Below are 21,176 nucleotides of genomic sequence, written 5' to 3'. Positions count from 1 at the left end.
CCGCCGGCCGCCGTGGCGGCAGACTCGACGCATGCCGATCCGTCTGCTACGCGCTCCGCTGACCTGGGTCGCGGTGGCCGTCCTCGCCGCCGGCGCGGCCGCCGGCCTGTACTGGTTCCAGCCATGGAAGCTGGTCACCGACACCGAGGTGCGGGAGGACCTCACGGCGGTCTCCGGCGAGCCGGCGGCCCCGCCCGGCACCGCCACGCCGGCCGCGGCCCCCGCCGCCACCGGTCCGGTGCTGGTCAGCCGGGGTGCCTTCGTCAGCCACGAGCACGAGACCCGCGGCGGCGCCCGGATCGTGCGCACCGCCGACGGCCGGCACCGGCTGGAACTGGTCGGGCTGGACACCTCGAACGGTCCGGATCTTCAGGTCTGGCTGACCGACCAGCCCGTCCGGACCGGGCCGTCCGGGTGGCGCGTCTTCGACGACGGCCGGCACGTGGCGCTCGGCCCGCTCAAGGGCAACCGCGGCGACCAGGCGTACGAGATACCGGCCGGGACCGACTTCAGCGGGCTGACCAGCGTCTCGATCTGGTGCGAGCGGTTCGCCGTCTCGTTCGGCGCGGCACCGCTCACCGCCGCCGGCTGACACCGCGCCGGGACCGCCGGTTTGCCGGCCGGTGACCGCGAGGTGGAGTGGCGCTCTCGACCGATCGCCGGTGGGCTGAGAAACTGTGTGCCGGCCGGTGAGTTGGGGGTTTCATGAGCAACGGGTGGGTGCTGCCCGAGGACGTTTTGCGGGACGCGCCGGCGTACGCGCCAAGGCCCGCTGAGCTGGCCGATCTGGAGCTGCTGCTGACCGGGGCGTACGCCCCGCTGACCGGTTTCATGACCCGGGCCGACCTGGCCTCGCTGGGCCGGCGCGGCCGGCTCGCCGACGGCACGCCGTGGCCGGTGCCGGTGACGCTCCAGGTGCCGGCCGCGCTCGCCGACGGGTTGGTGCTGGACGATCCGCTGCGCCGGGCGCTGGTGCTCACCGACGGCGAGGGCGCCCCGGTGGCCGCGATGGACGTGACCGACGTCTGGCCGGTCCGCGAGGGCACGGCCGGGGTGGGCGGGGCCGTACGCCGGCTGGGCGACGGCGGCCACGGCCCGTTCCAGCGCCTGCGGCGCAGCCCGGAGGAGGTCCGGGGGCTGCTGCCGCCGGGGCGGGTGCTCGGCGTCTTCGCCGACCGTCCGCTGCACCGGCCGCAGCTCGCGCAGATCGCGCACGCCGCCCGCACGCTCGGCGCGCACCTGCTGGTGCTGATCCCTGTGAACGAGGAGGCGACCGGCGGGCTGCCGGCCGAGGCGCTGGTGCGCAGCGTGTTCGCCGCCCGGGACCGGATGCCCCCGGCCACCCTGGTGGCGGTGCCGCTGGCCAAACGGCGTGACGAGATCAGCGACGCGCTGCTCCGGGCCCGGGTCGCCGCCGCTTACGGGGTGACCCACCTGCTCTCCACCGAGGGCATGCTCTCCGGGGCGGGCCTGCGGGTACTGGTGCCCCGCGAGCTGGCCTACGACAGCCGCGACGGCCAGTGGCGCTGGCGGGAGGACATCCCGCCGCGCAACCGGAAGCTGGCGCTCAGCCAGGAGGAGATCGACGACCTGCTGGACCGGGGTTTCCCGCTGCCCGAGTGGCACACCCCGCCGGCGGTGGCCAAGGAACTGGCCCGGGCCCGCCCGCCGCGCCGGCACCGCGGTCTGGTGATCTTCCTGACCGGGCTCTCCGGCTCCGGCAAGTCGACCATCGCCCGCGGTCTGGCCGACCTGCTGCGCGAGGGTGGCGACCGGAGCATCACCCTGCTCGACGGCGACGTGGTGCGCCGGGAGCTCTCGGCCGGGCTGGGCTTCAGCAAGGCCGACCGTGACCTCAACGTGCGCCGGATCGGCTGGGTGGCCGCCGAGATCGCCAAGCACCGGGGCGTGGGCATCTGCTGCCCGATCGCCCCGTACGCCGCCGCCCGGGCCACCGCCCGGGAGATGGCGTACGCGGCCGGAGCCGGCTTCCTGCTGGTGCACGTGGCCACCCCGCTGGAGGTCTGCGAGCAGCGTGACCGCAAGGGCCTTTACGCACGCGCCCGCGCCGGCCTGATCACCGGGATGACGGGGATCGACGACCCGTACGAGGAGCCGACCGACGCCGATCTGGTGGTGGACACCACCGACATGACCGTCGAGGAGGCGGTCCAGCGGGTGATGGAGCACCTCACCGAGACCGGCTGGGTGGAGCCCCGCCTCCAGCCCGCCTGACCCGGCACCACCCGACCACCGGCCGCCGCCGCCCCGCTTCCGGGACGGCGGCGGTTCGGCGTTCGCTTCCGTTGTCCCCCGTTGCGCGCTAGTGTTCGTCTTTGTTGAAACGCGTTCGACCACGTGGGGACGTGGTCGCGAGTCGGGAGGTGGCGGCGGGGTGCTGGCGCGGCAGCGGCAGGCGGTGATCCTGGAACGGGTCCGCGCCGCCGGGGGTGTCCGGGTCACCGAGCTGGCCGCCGAGTTCGGCGTCTCGGACATGACCATCCGGCGGGACCTGGAGACGCTGCACGACCAGGGTCTGCTCGCCAAGGTCCACGGCGGGGCGACGCTGGCCGGTCCCGGCTCGACCGACGAACCGGGCTTCCGGGCCAAGTCGGTCCGTCAGTCCGCCGAGAAGGCGGCCATCGCCGGGCGGGCCGCGCGGCTGGTCCGCCCCGGCGCCGCCATCGCGCTCTCGGCCGGCACCACCACCGCCGAGCTGGCGCGCCGCCTGACCGACGTGCCGGGCCTGACCGTGGTGACGAACTCCCTGCCGGTGGCCGAGATCCTGCACGTCGGCGGCCGGCCGGACCAGACCGTCGTGCTGACCGGCGGCGTGCGTACCCCCTCGGACGCGCTGGTCGGCCCGCTGGCCGTGGCCGCGATCGCCGCGCTCCACCTGGACCTGCTCTTCCTCGGCGTGCACGGGATCAGCGAACGGGCCGGTTTCACCACCCCCAACCTCATGGAGGCGGACACGGACCGGGCCCTCGTGGCGGCCGCCGACCGGCTCGTGGTGCTCGCCGACCACACCAAGTGGGGCACGGTCGGCATCTCCTCGATCGTCGGCCTGGACGCGGCGGACGTGCTGGTCACCGACGACCGGTTGGCACCCGACGCGCGCCGGGTACTCGAGGACAGGGTGGGCGAACTGGTGATCGTGCCGGGCACGGAGGGGGCGGAGTGAAGCGCACGCAGATCGAGCTGGCCGACGGCCGCGAGTTGATCTACTTCGACGAGCGGGACGACGCGGTGCGCGACCAGCCGGACCGGCGGGAACTACCCCCGCCCCCGCACGCGTCGCAACTCCGGTACGACCCGCTGACCGACGAGTGGGTGGCCGTCGCGGTGCACCGGCAGACCCGCACCTTCCTCCCACCGGCCGACCAGTGCCCGCTCTGCCCCTCCCGTGGCGACCGGCTCAGCGAGATCCCCGCCCCCGACTACGACGTGGTCGTCTTCGAGAACCGGTTCCCCTCGCTGAGCCAGCGGGTCGCCGAGGAGCCGGCCGAGATCACCCCGTTCACCCCGGTGCGCCCCGGGCGCGGCAAGTGCGAGGTGGTCTGCTTCACCGACGACCACAACGCCTCGTTCGCCAGCCTCTCCCCCGACCGGGTACGCACTGTGCTCGACGCCCTGGCCGACCGCACCACCGCGCTGGGCGAGCTGCCCGGGGTGGAGCAGATCTTCCCGTTCGAGAACCGGGGCGTGGAGATCGGGGTGACCCTGCACCACCCGCACGGCCAGATCTACGCGTACCCGTTCGTCACGCCGCGGACCCGGACCATGCTGGCCGCCGCCCGCCGGTACTTCGAGCGCACCGGGGGCAACCTCTACGCCGACGTGCTCGCCACCGAGCGCGCCGCCGGCGACCGCGTGGTGGCGAGCAACGAGCACTGGACGGCGTACGTGCCGGCGGCGGCCCGCTGGCCGTTCGAGGTGCACCTGGCCCCGCACCGCCCGGTGCCCGACATCCCGGCCCTCGACGACGCCGAGCGCGAGGCCTTCGGGCCGCTCTACCTGGACGTGCTGCGCCGCTTCGACGGACTGTTCGACCTGCCGATGCCCTACATCGCCGCCTGGCACCAGGCCCCGGTGCACGTCGACCGGGAGCTGGGGCACCTGCACCTGCAGCTGTTCAGCATCCGGCGCGCCAAGGACAAGCTGAAGTACCTGGCCGGCTCCGAGTCGGGGATGGGCGTGTTCATCAACGACATCGCCCCCGAGCGGGCCGCGGAACTGCTCCGGGCCGCATGAGGGTCCCGGGCCCGCCCGGAAGGTCGGTCGGGAGCGCGTACGCCGACGGTGGTCACCCGCCCAGAGGCCGCCATTCGGGCGCGAGGATCGCCCAGACCTGCTTGTCGTAGCGCACGCCCTCGTACGGCCACGCCTCGCGGCGTACACCCTCCAGCGTCATGCCGAGCCGCTTGGCCACCGCCGAGCTGCGGTCGTTGTCGGCCCGGCAGTGCCACTCGGCCCGGTGCAGCCCTCTGGACGTGAACGCCCAGTCCAACAGCACGTCGCACGCTCGGGTGACCAGGCCGCGGCCCTCGGCGGACGGCTCCAGCCAGCAACCGATCTCGCACGAACCGAGAGCGGCGTTGAAGTCGGTGAACATCACGCCACCGACCAGCATGCCGTCCCGCCAGATGCCGTACAGGCGGGGGCCGTCGCCGGCCTGGCGGTCGGCATACCGCCGGAGGGTGGCCCGCGCCCCGTCCAGGTCGCCGGTCACGAACCCGGAGCCGACCCACGGGCGGATGTGCTCACGCGCCCGGTCGAGGTGGTCGGCGAACTCCTCGGCGTGCCAGACCTCCAGCGGGCCGAGACGGGCGCCGTCGCGCAGCGGCAGCGAGAACATGAGGGGCCTCCCATTCACATAACAAGCGTTGTGGGAATGTACCGTGGTGGCATGCCACGGTCCAAGGGAGATCACGAGGCCCGCCGACGCGATGTCTCCGAGGCGGTCTGGCAGGTCCTGGCCGCACGCGGCTTCACGGGCCTGACCCTGCGCGCCGTCGCCGCCGAACTCGGCGCGACCACCGGCCTGCTCACGCACTACTTCCCCACCAAACGCGCTCTGGTGGAGTACGCCCTCGACCTGCTCGAACAGCGCACCCTTGCCCGTCCTCGCCGCCACTCGGGCGAAGGGCTGGCCGCCCTCAGGGACGCGTTGCTGGACATCCTGCCGCTGACTCCCGAGGCCACCGACAGCAACCGGATCTGGGTGTCCTCCTGGGACGCCGCGCTCTCCGACCCCGACCTCAGCACCGACTACGCCCGCAAGTACGCCGCGGGTCGCGACCGGCTGACCGCGCGGGTGGCCGCGGCCCAGAAACTCGGCGAACTGCCCCCGGGCGAGCCGGCGCACATCGCGGCCGGTGCCCACGCCTTCGTTCTCGGCCTGGTGGTCCAGGCCCTGTTCGACCCGGCGGCGTTCCCGCCGCAGCGGCAGGTCGAACTCCTGGACGACTATCTGGTCACCCTGACCGCCCCGCGCTGACCCGACGCCGTCCGAACAGGCGTACCAACAGGGCGCGGGGGGCCCGGGACAGGGCCCCCCGCGAGGGAAGGGACGGCTGGCTGTGCGCGACAGCCGGGAAGGTTGGCTGATCGGCGCTCAACGCGCGAGGCGACCGCGGTCAACCTTCCTGGACGGGACTGGCATCACGTCCACCCTGCTCAACGAGGCGCGGCCGCCCGGGGTGACGCCGTACCGCGAACACGACGGAGCCCGCCGGCAAAGCAGGCGGGCTCCGGTGCGAACGGCGCGGGTCAGGCCGACAGCTTGCGGGCCAGGTTCTCGTCCAGCGCGTTCATGAACTCGTCGGTGGTCAGCCACGGGGCGTCTCGCGAGATGAGCAGCGCGAGGTCCTTGGTCATCTGGCCACCCTCGACGGTCTCGACGATGACCTGCTCCAGGGTGTTGGCGAACTCGGTGACCGCCGGGGTGCCGTCAAGCTTGCCCCGGTGGGCCAGGCCCCGGGTCCAGGCGTAGATCGAGGCGATCGGGTTGGTCGAGGTCTTCTCGCCCTTCTGCCACTGCCGGTAGTGCCGGGTGACGGTGCCGTGCGCGGCCTCGGCCTCGACGGTGCGGCCGTCCGGGGAGAGCAGCACGGAGGTCATGAGGCCGAGCGAGCCGAAGCCCTGCGCCACGGTGTCGGACTGGACGTCACCGTCGTAGTTCTTGCAGGCCCAGACGTAGCCGCCCTCCCACTTGAGCGCGGCGGCGACCATGTCGTCGATCAGCCGGTGCTCGTAGGTGATGCCGGCGGCCTCGAACTCCGACCGGAACTCGTTCTCGAACACCTCGGCGAAGATGTCCTTGAACCGGCCGTCGTACGCCTTGAGGATGGTGTTCTTGGTGGACAGGTAGACCGGGTAGCCGCGGTCCAGGCCGTACCGGAACGAGGCGCGGGCGAAGTCCCGGATCGAGTCGTCGAAGTTGTACATGCCCATGGCGATGCCGCCGCCGGGGAAGTTGGCGACCTCCATCTCCATGGGGGCGCCGCCGTCGGCCGGGGTGTAGGTGATGGTCACCGTGCCCGGGCCGGGGACGACGAAGTCGGTGGCCTTGTACTGGTCGCCGTGCGCGTGCCGGCCGATGATGATCGGCTTGGTCCAGCCGGGGACGAGCCGCGGCACGTTCGACATGATGATCGGCTCGCGGAAGACCACGCCGCCGAGGATGTTGCGGATGGTGCCGTTCGGCGACCGCCACATCTTCTTCAGGCCGAACTCCTCCACCCGGGCCTCGTCCGGGGTGATGGTGGCGCACTTGACGCCGACGCCGTGCTCCTTGATGGCGTTGGCGGCGTCGACGGTGACCTGGTCGTCGGTCTCGTCGCGGTGCTGAATCGACAGGTCGTAGTAGTGCAGGTCGACGTCGAGGTAGGGCAGGATCAGCTGCTCCCGGATCTGCTTCCAGATGATCCGGGTCATCTCGTCGCCGTCGATTTCCACGACCGGGTTGTTTACCTTGATCTTCGCCATCGGCCGGCGCTCCTCTCGGGGGACACGTGCTCAAGCAGTACGAGCGTACTGGAAACTCACCGGGGCTCCCCAGCCGGCCTCACCCCGCGAAAAACGGGGTCGCCCGGGACGGGCCGCGGGGACATCCTTCCCGGATGCCGCTGACTCACACGGTCGGGTCTATCACGGTGACGGCCGCGCGGTGCCACACCCCCCGGATGCGCGGAGAGGCGGGCCGGCGTCAGCCGGTCCGCCCCTCCGCGGTGGTCCTAGGGTCACATGTTGGCGACGTCGGCCTGCTTCGCCCGGACGGCCTCGGCGGCGTCCTTCAGGGCGGCCAGCTCGTCGGCGTCCAGGTCGGTCTCGACGACCCGCTTGACGCCCTCGGCGCCGATCTCGGCCTCGACGCCCAGGTAGACACCGGAGATGCCGTACTGCCCGTCGACCCAGGCGCAGACCGGCATCACCGCGCCGGAGTCCTCGGCGACGGCCTTCGCCATCCGGGCGGCGGCGGCCGACGGGGCGTAGTACGCCGAACCCGTCTTCAGCAGCGCGACGACCTCGGCGCCACCGTTGCGGGTCTTGACGACCAGCTCCTCGATCTGCTCGGCCGGCATGGCCTCGCGCAGCGGCTTGCCGTCCACGGTGCTCTTCGACGGGACCGGCACCATGGTGTCGCCGTGCGAGCCCAGGGTCAGGGTCTTCACCGACTTCACCGGTACGTTCAGCGCCTCGGCCACGAAGTTGGTGAACCGGGCGGTGTCCAGCATGCCGGCCTGGCCGAGCACCCGGTTCTTCGGGAACTGGGTGGCGAGCTGGGCCAGCGCGGTCATCTCGTCGAGCGGGTTGGAGACGACGATGACGACGGCGTTCGGGGCGTACTTGGCAACGTTCTCGGCGACCTGACGGACGATCTTGGCGTTGGTCTCCAGCAGGTCCATCCGGCTCATGCCCGGCTTGCGGGGCAGGCCGGCGGTGATGACGACGACGTCGGAGCCCTCGATGGCCTCGTAGCCCTCGCCGTTCGGCCCGGTGGTGACGCCGACGACCTTGGTCTCGAAGCCCTCGACGGCGCGCGACTGGTTGAGGTCCAGCGCGAGGCCCGCCGGCTTGCCCTCCACGATGTCGGTGATCACGACGGTGTCGAAGACGTCGTACTCGGCCAGGCGCTGTGCGGTGGTGGAGCCGTAGAAGCCGGCCCCGACGACAGTGACCTTCTTACCCATGGTCGTCCCACTCCCTGATACCAGTCGGTTTTCCGGACCGTATCAGCCATCCTGGCACCGATCGGGCCAGGGGCGGACGGTTATGACGTGCTTGGGCGGCTCAGTCCTGCCGCTCGGCCCGCTCGACGACGTTGGTCAGCAGCATGGCCCGCGTCATCGGACCGACCCCGCCCGGCATCGGCACCAGCTTCCCGGCCACCCCGGCCACCTCCGGGTCGACGTCGCCGGTGTAGCGGCCCTTGCCGTCCGCCCCGATGACGCGGGTGATGCCGACGTCTACCACGGTGGCGCCCGGGTTGACCATGTCGGCGGTGAGCAGCCCCGGTACGCCGGCCGCGACGATGACGATGTCGGCCTCGCGGGTCTGCGCGGCGAGGTCCAGGGTGCCGGTGTGGCAGAGGGTCACCGTGGCGTTCTCGCTGCGCCGGGTGAGCAGCAGGCCGAGCGGCCGGCCCACGGTGTTGCCCCGGCCGACCAGCGCGACCTTCGCGCCGCGCAGCGGCACGTCGTGCCGGCGGAGCAGCTCGACGATGCCGCGGGGGGTGCAGGGCAGCGGCGCGTCGTAGCCGAGCACCAGCCGGCCCAGGTTGACCGGGTGCAGGCCGTCGGCGTCCTTTTCCGGGTCGATCATCTCCAGCGCCCGCTGGGTGTCCAGGTGGGCCGGGAGCGGCAGCTGGACGATGTAGCCGTGGCAGCCCGGGTCGGCGTTCAGCTCGGTCAGCACCGCGTCGAGCTGCTCCTGGGTCGCGTCCGCCGGCAGCTCGCGGCGGATCGAGGCGATGCCCACCTCGGCGCAGTCGCGGTGCTTGCCGTTGACGTACGCCTGGGAGCCGGGGTCCTCGCCGACCAGCACCGTGCCGAGCCCGGGGGTGATGCCGCGCTCCGCCAGCGCCTTGACCCGTGCCCGCAGCTCGTCCTTGATCTCCGCCGCGGTCGCCTTGCCGTCCAGGATCGTCGCCGTCACGAATGGATCGTCTCACGCCCTGGGCCCGGCTGGCCGACGACGGCGAAGGGTGACGAATCGTGACGTGGGCATAGTCACTGAGAGTCACCGAATGTGTATCGCGCCACAGGCCGGAACGGACAGCGGACGCCGGGCGGAGACAGCTGGGACGGCTGGAACGCATCCGCTCGAACGCATCGCAACCCCCTCTCCCGACGCGGTCGGGCGGCAAGAAGTGCCTGCCTGACCCGCTTACGGGCCATCCCGTTAGCAGACCGGTCCGGAAACGACAAGCCCAGTCGGCACGTTCCGTTACCGGTTCGCAACGCTCCCGTTGTCGACGGGCCGGATCGCGACCTACCGTTACCGCTCGTTGCGCAGCGTTACCCAGCGCCGGGCCCGGCTGCGCAGCGTGAGGAGATGAGGAGAGTTCATGCGCGTTCGTAGAATCGCCGCCTGGGCCGCCCTCCCGCTCGTGGTGACGCTGGGCCTGGCGGCCTGCGGCAGCGGCGGGGACGGCGGATCGAGCGGCGGCCAGGACTCGGCGGTCAGTATCCAGATTTCCGAGCCGCAGCACCTGGTCCCGACCAACACCACCGAAACGTCCGGCTCGCAGGTTCTCGCCGGCCTGTTCAGCCCGCTCGTCGACTACGACGCGCAGAACAAGCCGTACGAGGTCGCGGCCGAGTCGGTGACGCCGTCCGACAACAACAAGGTCTGGACGATCAAGCTCAAGGACGGGTTCACCTTCCACAACGGTGAGAAGGTCACGTCCGACGACTACATCAACGCCTGGAACTACGGCGCGTACGCGCCCAACGGCCAGGGCGCCAGCTACTTCTTCGAGAAGATCGCGGGCTACCAGGACCTGCAGGGCGAGAAGCCGAAGGCCAAGACGATGTCCGGCCTGAAGAAGGTCGACGACCTGACCTTCCAGGTGACCCTCGCCGAGCCGTACATCGACTTCAAGTCCATGCTCGGCTACACCGCGTTCTACCCGCTGCCGGAGGCCGCGTTCTCCGCGCCGGGCGTGCTCAACGACTCGTACGAGCAGGCGCCGATCGGCCAGGGCCCGTTCAAGATGAAGGGCACCTGGCAGCACGACAGCAAGCTCGACGTCGAGCGGTACGACGCCTACCCGGGCGAGAAGCCCAAGGTGAAGGACGTCGAGTTCCGGGTGTACCAGCAGCTCACCGCGGCGTACTCGGACCTGCAGTCGGACAACCTCGACGTGCTGCCGACCATCCCGACCGAGAACCTGAGCACCGCGCCGAGCGACCTGGGCGACAACTACCAGACCAGCCCGATGTCGTCCTTCCAGTTCCTGGCCTTCCCCACCTTCGAGAAGGACTACAGCAACCCGGACGTGCGCAAGGCGATCTCGATGGCGATCGACCGTGACGAGATCACCAAGTCGATCTTCAAGGGTTCGCAGCAGTCGGCCCGCTCGTTCGTCTCGCCGGTCCTGCCGGGCTACCGGGACAACACCACCGGCGCCGCGGGCCAGTTCAACCCGGCCGAGGCCAAGAAGCTCTACCAGGCCGCCGGAGGCCCGTCGAAGATCACCATCTCCTACAACGGGGACGGCGGTCACAAGGACTGGGTCGACGCGACCTGCAACCAGCTCAAGGCCAACCTGGGCGTCGACTGCGTCGGCTCGGCCGAGCCGAAGTTCGCCGACCTGCTGACCAAGGTCGAGAAGAAGCAGCCGGTGGGCCTGTTCCGGATGGGCTGGGTCATGGACTACCCGTCCATGGAGGACTACCTCGGCCCGCTGTACAGCACCAACGGCTCGTCGAACTACTACGGCTACAGCAACCCCGAGTTCGACCGCCTGGTCAAGGAGGGCGCGGCCGCGCCCACCCAGGCCGAGGCGATCAAGAAGTACCAGCAGGCCGAGGACATCCTGGCCAAGGACATGCCGGTGATCCCGCTCCGCTTCGGCGAGAACGTGTACGGGCACTCCAACAAGGTCAAGAACGTCCAGATGGACCTGTTCCAGCGGGTCAACCTCGTCAAGATCGAGGCGGCCGCCTGAGCTGACCGAGGCACGGGCCACCCGGGGTAACCCGGGTGGCCCGGACCACGCGACGGTCCAGGCCGGGGGCAACCGGCCACCAATTTCCGGTACGCCAGAGATGTCATCCTGCGCCCCTTTAGCGCTTTTCCGGAGAGACTGGCAAGCATGTTCCGCTTCATCCTGCGGCGCCTCCTGCAGATGGTCCTCGCGTTCTTCGGGACCACGCTGATCGTCTACGCGCTGATGTTCGCCGGGCAGGGCGACCCGATCCAGGCCCTCGCCGGGGAGCGGCCCGTGACGGCGGCCCAGCGGGCATACCTCACGCAGAAGTACCACCTGGACCAGACCGGCGTGGGTGGCTTCTTCTACCGCTACCTCGACTACGTCAAGAACCTGCTCCAGGGCGACCTGGGCCAGTCGCTCACCGGCCGGCAGATCGGCGACATCCTCCAGCAGGCCTGGCCGGTCACCGTGCGGCTGGCGCTCATCGCGCTCGCGGTGGCCATCGTCTTCGGCGTCACCGCCGGCGTGATCGCCGGCATCCGCCGGGCGAGCATCTTCGACAACTCGACGCTGGTGCTCACCCTGCTGGTGCTGGGCATCCCCACCATCGTCCTGGCACCGATCGCGCAGTACTTCCTCGGCGTCAAGTGGCAGCTCTTCCCGCCCACCGCCGGGGCCCAGCCGAGCCTCTACGCGCTGCTGCTGCCCGGCATCGTGCTCGGCTCGCTGTCGCTGGCCACCGCCCTGCGGCTGACCCGCACCTCGGTGGCGGAGAACCTGCGCGCCGACTACGTCCGGACCGCCCGGTCGAAGGGCCTGGTCAAGCGGCGCATCGTCAGCGTCCACGTGCTGCGCAACTCGCTCATCCCGGTGGTCACCTTCCTCGGCGTCGAGCTGGGCAACCTGATGAGCGGCGCGATCATCACCGAGGGCGTGTTCAACATCCCCGGCGTCGGCTTCAACCTGTTCCGCGGCATCCGCACCGAGGACGGCCCGCTCGTGGTGGGCATCGTCAGCGTGCTCGTCGTGGTCTATCTCGTTTCCAACCTGGTGGTGGACGTGCTCTACGCCGTCCTCGACCCGAGGATCCGCTATGAGTGATTTTGAGACGGTCGCGGCGACCGAGGACCAGGCGGCGCGGCGGGGGGTCTCCGGCGAGCCGGCCACCCCGGACCGGATCGGCGCGCCCCAGCGGGCGCGCAGCCTGGCCGGCGACGCCTGGCGGGACCTGCGCCGCAACCCGATCTTCTGGATCAGCCTGGCGCTGGTCGTGATCTTCGCGGCGATGGCCGTGGTCCCGTCGCTGTTCACGGCCAACGACCCGCGCGACTGCCTGCTCTCCCGGCAGCACGCCGGGCCGTCCGGCGGGGCCGTGTTCGGGTACGACTTCCAGGGCTGCGACGTCTACGCCCGGGCGGTCTACGGCACCCGGGCCTCGCTCCTCGTCGGTGCCCTCGCCGCGCTGGCCACCGGCGTGATCGCGCTGGTCGTCGGCATGCTCGCCGGCTACTTCGGCGGCTGGGTGGACGCGGTGCTCTCCCGCGTGATCGACATCGTGCTCGGCATCCCGCTGCTGCTCGCCGCGATCGTGCTGCTCAAGCGGCTGAGCACCAGCAGCGACAGCGTCCGGCTGTTCGCGGTGATCTTCGTGCTCGCGGTGCTCGGCTGGACCACCGCCGCGCGGGTGATCCGCTCCTCGGTGATCACCGCCAAGGAGCAGGACTACGTCTCCGCGGCCCGGATGCTCGGCGCCCGCAACGGCCGGATCATGTGGCGGCACATCCTGCCGAACGCGCTCGCCCCGGCGATCGTCGTGCTCACGATCGCGCTCGGCTCGTTCATCGCGGCCGAGGCGACGCTGAGCTTCCTCGGCATCGGCCTGAAGGCCCCGACCATCTCCTGGGGCCAGGACATCGACACCGGCCGCATCCACATGCGGGAGGCGGCGACCCCGCTGATCGTCCCCTCGGCATTCCTCGCGCTGACCGTGCTCGCCTTCATCATGCTGGGCGACGCGATCCGCGACGCCTTCGACCCGAAGCTGCGGTGAGAACCCCATGACCCAGTCCGCGGTCCGGCCCACGCCGGCCTCCCCCACCCCGCCCGGTGGCCACCTGCTCGAGGTACGGGACCTGCACGTCGAGTTCCGCACCAACGAGGGCGTGGCCAAGGTGATCAACGGGGTGACCTACCACCTCGACGCGGGCGAGACCCTGGCCGTGCTCGGCGAGTCCGGCTCCGGCAAGTCGGTCACCGCCCAGGCGATCATGGGCATCCTCGACACGCCCCCGGCACACGTCCGCTCCGGCCAGATCCTCTACCAGGGCCGGGACCTGCTGACCCAGTCCGAGGAGCAGCGGCGGCAGGTGCGCGGCAAGGAGATCGCGATGATCTTCCAGGACGCGCTCTCCGCGTTGAACCCGGTCTTCCCGGTCGGCTGGCAGATCGGCGAGACGCTGCGCCAGCGGGAGGGGATGTCCCGGGCCGACGCCCGCCGGCGGGCCGTCGAGCTGATGGACCTCGTGAAGATCCCGGCCGCGGCGAAGCGCCTCGGCGACTACCCGCACCAGTTCTCCGGCGGCATGCGGCAGCGCGTCATGATCGCCATGGCGCTCGCCCTGGACCCGAAGGTCCTGATCGCCGACGAGCCGACCACGGCGCTCGACGTCACCGTGCAGGCCCAGATCATGGACCTGCTGGCCGACCTGCGCCGCGACCTGAACATGGCGATGATCCTGATCACCCACGACCTCGGCGTGGTCGCCGGCGTCGCGGACCGGATCGCCGTCATGTACGCCGGCCGGATCGTCGAGCACGCCGACGTGCGCTCGCTGTACCGGGCGCCGGCGCACCCGTACACCAAGGGGTTGCTGGAGTCGATCCCGCGCATGGACGTCCGCGGCCAGGCGCTGTCGACGATCAAGGGGCTGCCGCCGAACCTGATGCGGATCCCCTCCGGCTGCCCGTTCCACCCCCGGTGCCCGTACGTGCAGCAGGTCTGCGTGGACGTGGTGCCGCACGACCTGGTCCTCGGCGACGGCCGGACCAGCGCGTGCCACTTCGCGCAGGAGGTCCGTGATGACAGCGCCCGCTAGCCCGACCAAGGTCCGCGGCGAGACCATCCTCTCCGTCGACAACGTGGTGAAGCACTTCCCGATCAGCCGGGGCGTGCTGTTTAAGAAGCAGATCGGCGCGGTCAAGGCCGTCGACGGGGTCAGCTTCGAGCTGCGCCGCGGCGAGACGCTCGGCGTGGTCGGCGAGTCCGGTTGCGGCAAGTCCACCCTGGCGCGGCTGCTCATGCGCCTGGAGACGCCGACCGCCGGCCGGGCCACACTGGAGGGCCGGGACCTGTTCAAGGCGTCCGGCGCGGAGCTGCGCCGGCTGCGCCGCAACATGCAGATGGTGATGCAGGACCCGTACACCTCGCTGAACCCGCGGATGACGGTCGGCGACATCATCGGCGAGCCGTTCACGATCCACCCGGACGCGGCGCCGAAGGGCAGCCGGCAGCGGCGGGTGCAGGAGCTGCTGGACGTGGTCGGGCTGAACCCCGAGCACATCAACCGCTACCCGCACCAGTTCTCCGGCGGCCAGCGGCAGCGCATCGGGATCGCCCGGGCCCTGGCCCTGCGGCCCGAGGTGATCGTCTGCGACGAGCCCGTCTCCGCCCTGGACGTCTCCATCCAGGCCCAGGTGATCAACCTGCTGGAGCAGCTCCAGGACGAGTTCGGCCTGTCGTACATCTTCATCGCGCACGACCTGTCGGTGGTCCGGCACATCTCCGACCGGGTCGCGGTCATGTACCTCGGCAAGATCGTCGAGATCGGCACCGAGGAGGAGATCTACGAGCGGGCGACCCACCCGTACACCCAGGCGCTGCTCTCCGCGGTGCCGGTGCCCGACCCGGACGCGCGCGAGGAGCGGGCGATCATCCGGCTCACCGGCGACGTGCCCAGCCCGGCCGACCCACCCTCGGGCTGCCGCTTCCGCACCCGCTGCTGGAAGGCGCAGGAGGTCTGCGCCACCCAGGAGCCGCACACTGTGCTCCGCGCGGCCGACCCGCACCCCTCGGCCTGCCACTTCGCCGAGGTGCGGCCCGGCGCCTGACCTCCGAGCACGACGGAGGCCCCGTCCCCCGGAGGAAGGGGGGACGGGGCCTCCGCATGGGGTGCCCGGTCAGAGCTGGGCGAGGTTGAACGCCCAGATGCCGCGGCCGTGGGTCGCGACGTAGACCGAGTTGTCGGCCGCGTTGTACTCGACGTCCATGCCGACGGTCAGCGGCAGGCCGGCGCCGAGCCGCTGCCAGGCGGTGGCACCGGGAGCGCGGTAGAACGTGGCCAGGTCGGTGGCGAGCACCAGCCCGCCATTGGACAGCGCCTTGATCGAGCTGGCCGGCACGTCCGGCAGGTTCGCCGAGACGTCCTTCCAGGTCGCGCCCGCGTCGGCGGTCTCGAAGACGTGGCCGAAGCCGGCGCCGGGGCCCTCGGTGAACCGGCGGGAGAAGCCGTTCACCGCGACGTAGGCGTGCGACGGGTTCGCCGGGTCGATGCCGACGCCCTGCAGGAACCGGTTGGGGAAGTCACCCGGCAGGGTGACCTGGTGCCAGCTCGCCGGGTCGGTGACCTTGCCGACCGCGAGGCCCCGGGCGAAGCCCGCGTTGTTGCACGGGCCGCACCAGCCGACGTACGCCGTACCGCCGGAGACCGCCACCGAGGTGGCGGTGTGGCCGGCGCCCAGGTCGAACACGTTCGTCCAGCCCTTGCCGTTCTGGATCGAGTAGCCCTTGGTGTTGACCCAGACGTGCTGGCCACCGGCGACCCAGACGTTCGCGTCGTGGTCGTCGGGCGCGAACGGCGCGATGAACCGGGCCGGTTCGTCGCCGGGCGCGCTGGTGTACGGCTGGATGTCCCGCGAGGTGGAGTCCGCCTGCGTGCCCGAGCCGGTGTTGGCGTTGCAGTTCTCGGTCACCCGCATGGCCAGGTTGGTGTACTCCTGGACCTGCCGGCAGCCGTTCGCCGGGTCGGCCTGCGAGTCGCCACCGTCACCGCCGAAGTGCGAGCCCATCACGGTGTCGCCGGGGCGCAGGATCGAGGTGCCGTTGTCCTGGAGACCGCCGGAGACGATGGTGCCGGCCTTGGCCGGGTCCCTGCCCAGCGCCACCGAGTAGTACTGGAGCGCGTCGATGGTGCCGTCGTTGAGGCTCTGCCAGTCGGTGGCGTGCCCGTCCTTGTCGGTCTTCCCGTTGATCGGCCGCCGGTAGACGCCGCCGTCGTTGCCGACGTAGACGAAACCGTTGCCCACGGCCACCGAGTGCTGGTCGGAGTGGGTGGTCTTGCTGCAGGTGTTCTGCGCGTCGTGGATGTTCCAGCAGGAGAAGTTGAAGTTCCAGTACGGGCCGACGGTCTTCCAGCTGGCACCGGCGTCGGTCGACTCGTAGACCTCCTCCAGGCCCGCCCAGACGTGGTTCGGGTTGGCCGGGTCCACCGCCAGGAACTGGTTGTACCAGGCCTGGATGCCGGGGCCGTAGCCCTTGCCCATCACGGTCTGCTTGAGCGCCGAACCGGAGTTGCCCAGCTTCGACGAGTCGGCGATCTTGTTCCAGGGGCCGGCCGGGTTGCCGGTGTTGGAGACGTAGATGCCGTCCAGGTAGCTGTTCACGTTGCCGGCCGGCTTGTTGAGCAGCCGCGGCGACTGGTTGATCGCGTACAGCTTGCCGCCGTCGGCGGAGAAGGCGAACGTCACGTAACCGATGTCGTCCGCCGGCATGGCGCCGGTCGGGTTGACCTTCGTCCAGCCGCCCGCGGTGTAGTCGGCGGTCTCGTAGAAGCCGTTGTACGTGTCACCGGAGCGCCAGGCCGAGGCGACCACCACGTGCTTCGGGCTGCGCGGGTCCTGGGCCACGTCGTTGACGATGTTCTTGTACGCGGCGTTCGCGTCGCCGGCGTTCGCCCCGCCCGGCAGGTAGCTCGGGTTCGGCGCGAACTCCAGCTTCCAGGCGCCCGTGGTGCTGCCCATCGCGTGCGAGAACAGGCCCCGGTTGGTGGCGACCCAGACCTTGCCGTCGAAGAAGCGCAGCTTGTTGATGACCGTGCTCTCCAGCTCGGTCCCGCCGACCCGGTCGGTCGGCTTGAAGGCGCCGGACTTCGGGTCGGCCAGCCGGTAGACGCCGGCGCCGACGTACGAGGTGCCGCCGGTGTTCCCCTCGCCGCTGGCGTACCAGAGCGAACCGTCGGTGGCCAGCACGACGTCGCCGCTGGACAGGGTGGGCAGCGCGTCCGTGATCGGCGTCCAGCTCCCGCCGCCGATCGAGGAGCGCCACACGCCGCCGTCCGCGCCGGCCGCGTACACGTGGCCGCTGTTGTCCGACGCGAGGCCGGTGATGCGGCCGGTGACCAGGCCGGCGCCACCGGATGAGTTGGACGCGTAGTCGCGGTAGCGCGGGTCGTCGCCGTCGTACTTGATGTTGGTGACCTCGCGCCAGGTGCCCTTGGTGGCGGGCAGCGCGTTGAGCTGGCTCAGCGCGTTGGCGTACGCCCCGGGCGCGACGATGCCCGGGGCGTAGCGGGCCTGGGCGAACTGCTCGGCGATGGTGCGGGCCTCGAAGGCCTCCTCGCCGGCCTCCTCCGACGACTCGCCGGCGGCCATCTCCATGAACTCTCTGGGGTGCCAGGGCATGTTGGCGCCCGGCTCGTCGGCCAGGCCCAGCTTCTCCTGCACCTCGTGGTTGGTGGCGACGACGCCACCGAGCGCGGCGGTGAGCACCAGCGCGCCCGCGATTGTCGCCGGCTTGCGCCAGCGTGACTGGGACATGTGAATCCTCCCGGATTCGAGGGGGCACCGGGCCTGCGGCCCGGGATGGAAGACGAGGGACGGCGGGCGCGGTGGCACCTACCGGCAGTCGGACGGTCACCGTCCGCGATGGACCCCGGGCCGGCGGAACGCCCGGACGGACCTCGGGTCACGTCCGGCGGAGGCGGGCGGGGTCAGGCGGAAGCCGGAGGGCCGCGGGTGGCCAGGGTGCCGCGTGGCGGCAACGGGAGGGCCGGTCGGGGGCAGGCGGTCGCGACGGCCACCCGCTCGGGCGTCCCGCCGACCCGCAAGAGCGCGGCCGGGAGGACGTCGTCCGGTCCGTCGCCGGCCGTGACGCCGGCGCGGTGATCACCGCAGGGTCCCCCGGACAGCTCCGTCCGCAGCTCCGACGGAGCGTGGCCGGGCGTGCGGGGCGCCTCGGCGGCCCGGGGGTGGCCGGAGTGCGCGGCGGAGACCACCGCGCCGGGCTGGTGGTTCTCCGCGCAGGCGGGCGCGCCCAGGCCGGCCAGGACGAACGCCAACGCGACGACGACGGCGCTCAACCTGTCGACTACGCGCATGGGCAACCTGTCCGAGGGGAGGCCGCTCGAGCGGGCGGCACGAGGCCGCGGGGCGGGAGCGAATCGAGCAGATAACGGGGAGGGTCGATCGCTTGCTGCGGGACAACGCTAGCAACAACTTTCACAACCCGGCAATGGTGGACAGTCGTCCTTTCGGCTGGTCAGCCGTCCACTCATGACATCGCTCGGACGGGGGCGTGCACCACATGACACAGGGGCGCGGCCGGCCGGCCGCGCCCCTGTCGAGGTCGTGCGGATCAGTGGAAGAAGTGCCGGGTGCCGGTGAGGTACATGGTCACCCCGGCCTCCTTGCAGGCGGCGATCGTCTCCTCGTCGCGGATCGAGCCGCCGGGCTGCACGATCGCCCGGACGCCGGCCTCGATGAGGATCTTCGGGCCGTCGGCGAACGGGAAGAACGCGTCCGAGGCGCAGACCGAGCCGCGGGCCCGCTCGGCACCGGCCCGGCTCACCGCGAGCTGCGCCGAGTCGACCCGGTTGACCTGGCCCATTCCGACGCCGACCGTGGCGCCCTGCCGGGCCAGCAGGATCGCGTTGCTCTTCACCGCCCGGACCGCCCGCCAGGCGAACGCCAGGTCGGAGAGGGTGGCCTCGTCGGCCGCCTCGCCGGTGGCCAGCGTCCAGTTCGCCGGGTCGTCGCCCGCGGCGTCGATCCGGTCCCGCATCTGCACCAGCACCCCGCCGGTGACCTGCCGCCACTCGGCCGGCAGCGGGTCGAACGCGGGAGCCCGCAGCAGGCGGATGTTCTTCTTCCCCCGGAGGACCTCCAGGGCACCCTCGTCGAAGCCGGGCGCCACCAGCACCTCGGTGAAGATGTCCGCGACCTGCCGGGCCAGCTCCACCGAGACCGGCCGGTTGACCGCGATCACCCCGCCGTACGCGGACACCGGGTCGCAGGCGTGCGCCCGCCGGTGCGCCTCGGCCACGTCCACCCCGACCGCGATACCGCACGGGTTGGCGTGCTTGATGATCGCCACCGCCGGCTGCTCGGGGAAGTCGTTCGCGGCCCGCCAGGCGGCGTCGGCGTCGACGTAGTTGTTGTAGGACATCTCCTTGCCGTGCAGCTGCTCGGCCTGGGCCAGGCCGGCCGGGCTGGCCGGGTCGGCGTAGAGGGCGGCCGCCTGGTGCGGGTTCTCGCCGTAGCGCAGCACCGCCTGGCGGCGCAGCGCCAGCCCGGCGAACTCCGGCCACCCGTCGGCGGCCGGCGACAGCTCCCGGGCGAACCACTCGGCGACGGCCACGTCGTAGTCGGCGATGTCGGCGAACGCACGGGCCGCCAGCGCGCGGCGCTGAGCCAGGGTGAAGCCGCCCTCGGCGAGCGCGTCCCGCAGCACCGGGTAGGCCGCCGGGTCGGTCACCACGGCCACCGAGGCGTGGTTCTTGGCCGCGGCCCGGACCATCGCCGGACCGCCGATGTCGATCTGCTCGACGCACTCGTCCTGGCTCGCGCCGGAGGCGACGGTGGCCTGGAACGGGTAGAGGTTGGAGACCAGCAGGTCGATGCCGGCGATGCCGTGCTCGTCGAGCTGGGCGGCGTGCGCGTCCTTGCGCAGGTCGGCGAGGAGGCCGCCGTGGATCTTCGGGTGCAGCGTCTTCACGCGGCCGTCGAGGATCTCCGGGAAACCGGTCACCTGCTCGACCGGGGTCACCGGCACGCCCGCGCCGGAGATCGTCGACGCGGTGCTGCCGGTCGAGACGATCTCCACCCCCGCCTGGTGCAGGGCCTGGGCCAGCTCGACCAGCCCGGTCTTGTCGTAGACGCTGACCAGCGCCCGCTTGATCGGACGGCGAACGTCCTCAGTGGCACTCACGGGATGGTGACCTTTCTGCCGGTGATCGTCCAACCTTCACGGACCAGCCGACCGACCTGCTCGACGAGCTGGCGCCGCTCGGCGGACTTGATGCGCTCGGTGAGCGTCTCCTCGTCGTCGTCGTCCCGCACCGGCACGGCGACCTGGGCGACGATCGGGCCGGTGTCCATCCCGGCGTCGACGAAGAACAGGGTGGCCCCGGTGACCTTGACGCCGTACGCCAGCGCGTCCCGCGGGCCGTGGATGCCGGGGAACGCCGGCAGCAGGGTGTTGTGCGTGTTCAGGTAGCGGTCCCCGAACGCGGCCAGGAACTGCGGGCCGACGAGCTTGAGGAAGCCGGCGCTGATGACGAGATCCGGCCGGTGCTCGGCGACCCGGGCGGTGAGCGCCTTGTCCCAGTCCTCGCGGGTCGGGTGGTCCTTCAGCCGCTCGACGAAGGTCGGCACGCCGGCGGCGGCGGCCCGGTCCAGGCCGGCGATCCCGTCGCGGTCGGCGCCCACGGCGACCACCCGCGCCCCGTACGCGGGGTCGGTGGCGGCGTCCAGCAACGCCTGGAGGTTGCTGCCGGAGCCGGAGACGAGGACGACGAGGCGGGCGACGGACGCGGGCTCGGTCACCCGGCAACCCTATCGGGCCGGGCAGGGCGTCCGACGGCTGGGCGGCGGCACCGCGGGTGATCTCCCCCGTGGCGCCGGCACGATACGCTGCCGTCGCCCGGTGCCGTGCACACGCCCGGTCCGGCGTCGGCATCGTGACATTGGTCCCGGGCCCGTGTGCCGCGGCGTCCCATGGACCGTCGACCCCCAGTTTGAGGAG

18 protein-coding genes are annotated in these 21,176 nt (G+C 71.6%); 10 read left to right on the top strand and 8 right to left on the bottom strand.

Features of this window, described 5'->3' with window-relative positions; genetic code table 11:
- The first annotated feature begins 31 nt into the window (after positions 1 to 31).
- The 4 genes from ABZW14_RS26480 to galT all read left to right on the top strand — a co-directional run bounded on the left by ABZW14_RS26480 (position 32) and on the right by galT (position 4,254).
- A complete protein-coding gene (locus tag ABZW14_RS26480; RefSeq protein ID WP_355351394.1) occupies positions 32 to 592 on the top strand; it encodes a DM13 domain-containing protein in 561 nt (186 codons plus the stop codon).
- Between the two features lie 113 nt (positions 593 to 705).
- Positions 706 to 2,235, top strand: a complete 1,530-nt coding sequence (cysC, locus tag ABZW14_RS26475) for an adenylyl-sulfate kinase (RefSeq protein ID WP_355351392.1) — start codon at positions 706 to 708, stop codon at positions 2,233 to 2,235.
- A gap of 160 nt (positions 2,236 to 2,395) precedes the next feature.
- On the top strand, positions 2,396 to 3,184 hold the full coding sequence (locus tag ABZW14_RS26470) for a DeoR/GlpR family DNA-binding transcription regulator (protein WP_355351390.1): 789 nt from the start codon (positions 2,396 to 2,398) through the stop codon (positions 3,182 to 3,184).
- A complete protein-coding gene (gene galT, locus ABZW14_RS26465; RefSeq protein WP_355351388.1) occupies positions 3,181 to 4,254 on the top strand; it encodes a galactose-1-phosphate uridylyltransferase in 1,074 nt (357 codons plus the stop codon). The genes ABZW14_RS26470 and galT overlap by 4 nt, the downstream gene beginning before the upstream one ends.
- Positions 4,255 to 4,306: 52 nt before the next feature.
- On the opposite strand, the gene ABZW14_RS26460 is transcribed toward galT, so the two are convergent.
- Positions 4,307 to 4,858, bottom strand: coding sequence for a GNAT family protein (locus ABZW14_RS26460; protein ID WP_355351386.1), 552 nt, complete (start codon positions 4,856 to 4,858; stop codon positions 4,307 to 4,309).
- Between the two features lie 51 nt (positions 4,859 to 4,909).
- On the opposite strand from ABZW14_RS26460, the gene ABZW14_RS26455 reads away from it, so the two are divergent.
- Positions 4,910 to 5,500: a TetR/AcrR family transcriptional regulator gene (locus ABZW14_RS26455; RefSeq protein ID WP_355351384.1), complete on the top strand. Its 591-nt coding sequence runs from the start codon at positions 4,910 to 4,912 to the stop codon at positions 5,498 to 5,500.
- Between the two features lie 272 nt (positions 5,501 to 5,772).
- Here the strand turns inward: ABZW14_RS26455 and ABZW14_RS26450 are convergent, their stop codons facing one another.
- The 3 genes from ABZW14_RS26450 to ABZW14_RS26440 all read right to left on the bottom strand — a co-directional run bounded on the left by ABZW14_RS26450 (position 5,773) and on the right by ABZW14_RS26440 (position 9,159).
- Entirely contained in the window at positions 5,773 to 6,990 is a 1,218-nt protein-coding gene (locus ABZW14_RS26450; protein ID WP_355351382.1) for an NADP-dependent isocitrate dehydrogenase, read from the bottom strand.
- Between the two features lie 254 nt (positions 6,991 to 7,244).
- Positions 7,245 to 8,195: a malate dehydrogenase gene (mdh, locus tag ABZW14_RS26445; RefSeq protein WP_355351380.1), complete on the bottom strand. Its 951-nt coding sequence runs from the start codon at positions 8,193 to 8,195 to the stop codon at positions 7,245 to 7,247.
- 100 nt (positions 8,196 to 8,295) lie between these two features.
- A complete protein-coding gene (locus tag ABZW14_RS26440) occupies positions 8,296 to 9,159 on the bottom strand; it encodes a bifunctional methylenetetrahydrofolate dehydrogenase/methenyltetrahydrofolate cyclohydrolase (protein WP_355351378.1) in 864 nt (287 codons plus the stop codon).
- 412 nt (positions 9,160 to 9,571) lie between these two features.
- On the opposite strand from ABZW14_RS26440, the gene ABZW14_RS26435 reads away from it, so the two are divergent.
- From ABZW14_RS26435 to ABZW14_RS26415, 5 genes are all read left to right on the top strand, one after another.
- Positions 9,572 to 11,176, top strand: coding sequence for an ABC transporter substrate-binding protein (locus tag ABZW14_RS26435; RefSeq protein WP_355351376.1), 1,605 nt, complete (start codon positions 9,572 to 9,574; stop codon positions 11,174 to 11,176).
- Positions 11,177 to 11,323: 147 nt separating this feature from the next.
- Positions 11,324 to 12,262 carry an ABC transporter permease gene (locus ABZW14_RS26430; protein ID WP_148429863.1) on the top strand — a complete coding sequence of 313 codons (939 nt, stop codon included), beginning with the start codon at positions 11,324 to 11,326 and terminating at the stop codon, positions 12,260 to 12,262.
- The gene (locus ABZW14_RS26425) at positions 12,255 to 13,211 is read left to right on the top strand and encodes an ABC transporter permease (protein ID WP_355351374.1); all 957 of its coding nucleotides are present in this window, start codon (positions 12,255 to 12,257) and stop codon (positions 13,209 to 13,211) included. The genes ABZW14_RS26430 and ABZW14_RS26425 overlap by 8 nt, the downstream gene beginning before the upstream one ends.
- Before the next feature lie 7 nt (positions 13,212 to 13,218).
- Positions 13,219 to 14,256: an ABC transporter ATP-binding protein gene (locus ABZW14_RS26420; RefSeq protein ID WP_355351372.1), complete on the top strand. Its 1,038-nt coding sequence runs from the start codon at positions 13,219 to 13,221 to the stop codon at positions 14,254 to 14,256.
- Complete coding sequence (locus tag ABZW14_RS26415; protein ID WP_355351370.1) at positions 14,240 to 15,268, top strand: dipeptide ABC transporter ATP-binding protein; 1,029 nt, start codon at positions 14,240 to 14,242, stop codon at positions 15,266 to 15,268. Before ABZW14_RS26420 ends, ABZW14_RS26415 begins: the two co-directional genes overlap by 17 nt.
- A 69-nt stretch (positions 15,269 to 15,337) precedes the next feature.
- Here ABZW14_RS26415 and ABZW14_RS26410 read toward each other — a convergent pair whose 3' ends face one another.
- The 4 genes from ABZW14_RS26410 to purN all read right to left on the bottom strand — a co-directional run bounded on the left by ABZW14_RS26410 (position 15,338) and on the right by purN (position 20,977).
- Entirely contained in the window at positions 15,338 to 17,971 is a 2,634-nt protein-coding gene (locus tag ABZW14_RS26410; protein ID WP_355351368.1) for a glycosyl hydrolase, read from the bottom strand.
- Positions 17,972 to 18,144: 173 nt separating this feature from the next.
- A complete protein-coding gene (locus ABZW14_RS26405; RefSeq protein WP_355351366.1) occupies positions 18,145 to 18,531 on the bottom strand; it encodes a hypothetical protein in 387 nt (128 codons plus the stop codon).
- 257 nt (positions 18,532 to 18,788) lie between these two features.
- Positions 18,789 to 20,360 carry a bifunctional phosphoribosylaminoimidazolecarboxamide formyltransferase/IMP cyclohydrolase gene (gene purH, locus ABZW14_RS26400; protein ID WP_355351364.1) on the bottom strand — a complete coding sequence of 524 codons (1,572 nt, stop codon included), beginning with the start codon at positions 20,358 to 20,360 and terminating at the stop codon, positions 18,789 to 18,791.
- Positions 20,357 to 20,977: a phosphoribosylglycinamide formyltransferase gene (gene purN, locus ABZW14_RS26395; protein ID WP_355351362.1), complete on the bottom strand. Its 621-nt coding sequence runs from the start codon at positions 20,975 to 20,977 to the stop codon at positions 20,357 to 20,359. Before purN ends, purH begins: the two co-directional genes overlap by 4 nt.
- Between the last annotated feature and the right edge of the window lie 199 nt (positions 20,978 to 21,176).

The sequence above is a fragment of the Micromonospora sp. NPDC004551 genome, from assembly GCF_040609975.1.
Taxonomy (GTDB): domain Bacteria; phylum Actinomycetota; class Actinomycetes; order Mycobacteriales; family Micromonosporaceae; genus Micromonospora.
Note: the sequence above shows the minus strand (reverse complement) of the source record. Positions and strands in the feature narration are given on the sequence as shown.

Bases quoted from the DNA above. Each gene is read 5' to 3' on its own strand.
- ABZW14_RS26435 (WP_355351376.1), top strand. From the start codon at position 9,572: ATGCGCGTTCGTAGAATCGCCGCCTGGGCCGCCCTCCCGCTCGTGGTG.
- ABZW14_RS26420 (WP_355351372.1), top strand. From the start codon at position 13,219: ATGACCCAGTCCGCGGTCCGGCCCACGCCGGCCTCCCCCACCCCGCCC.
- ABZW14_RS26450 (WP_355351382.1), bottom strand. From the start codon at position 6,990: ATGGCGAAGATCAAGGTAAACAACCCGGTCGTGGAAATCGACGGCGAC.
- ABZW14_RS26405 (WP_355351366.1), bottom strand. From the start codon at position 18,531: ATGCGCGTAGTCGACAGGTTGAGCGCCGTCGTCGTCGCGTTGGCGTTC.
- ABZW14_RS26460 (WP_355351386.1), bottom strand. From the start codon at position 4,858: ATGTTCTCGCTGCCGCTGCGCGACGGCGCCCGTCTCGGCCCGCTGGAG.
- ABZW14_RS26410 (WP_355351368.1), bottom strand. From the start codon at position 17,971: ATGTCCCAGTCACGCTGGCGCAAGCCGGCGACAATCGCGGGCGCGCTG.
- ABZW14_RS26415 (WP_355351370.1), top strand. From the start codon at position 14,240: ATGACAGCGCCCGCTAGCCCGACCAAGGTCCGCGGCGAGACCATCCTC.
- cysC (WP_355351392.1), top strand. From the start codon at position 706: ATGAGCAACGGGTGGGTGCTGCCCGAGGACGTTTTGCGGGACGCGCCG.
- mdh (WP_355351380.1), bottom strand. From the start codon at position 8,195: ATGGGTAAGAAGGTCACTGTCGTCGGGGCCGGCTTCTACGGCTCCACC.
- ABZW14_RS26480 (WP_355351394.1), top strand. From the start codon at position 32: ATGCCGATCCGTCTGCTACGCGCTCCGCTGACCTGGGTCGCGGTGGCC.
- ABZW14_RS26455 (WP_355351384.1), top strand. From the start codon at position 4,910: ATGCCACGGTCCAAGGGAGATCACGAGGCCCGCCGACGCGATGTCTCC.
- ABZW14_RS26430 (WP_148429863.1), top strand. From the start codon at position 11,324: ATGTTCCGCTTCATCCTGCGGCGCCTCCTGCAGATGGTCCTCGCGTTC.
- ABZW14_RS26425 (WP_355351374.1), top strand. From the start codon at position 12,255: ATGAGTGATTTTGAGACGGTCGCGGCGACCGAGGACCAGGCGGCGCGG.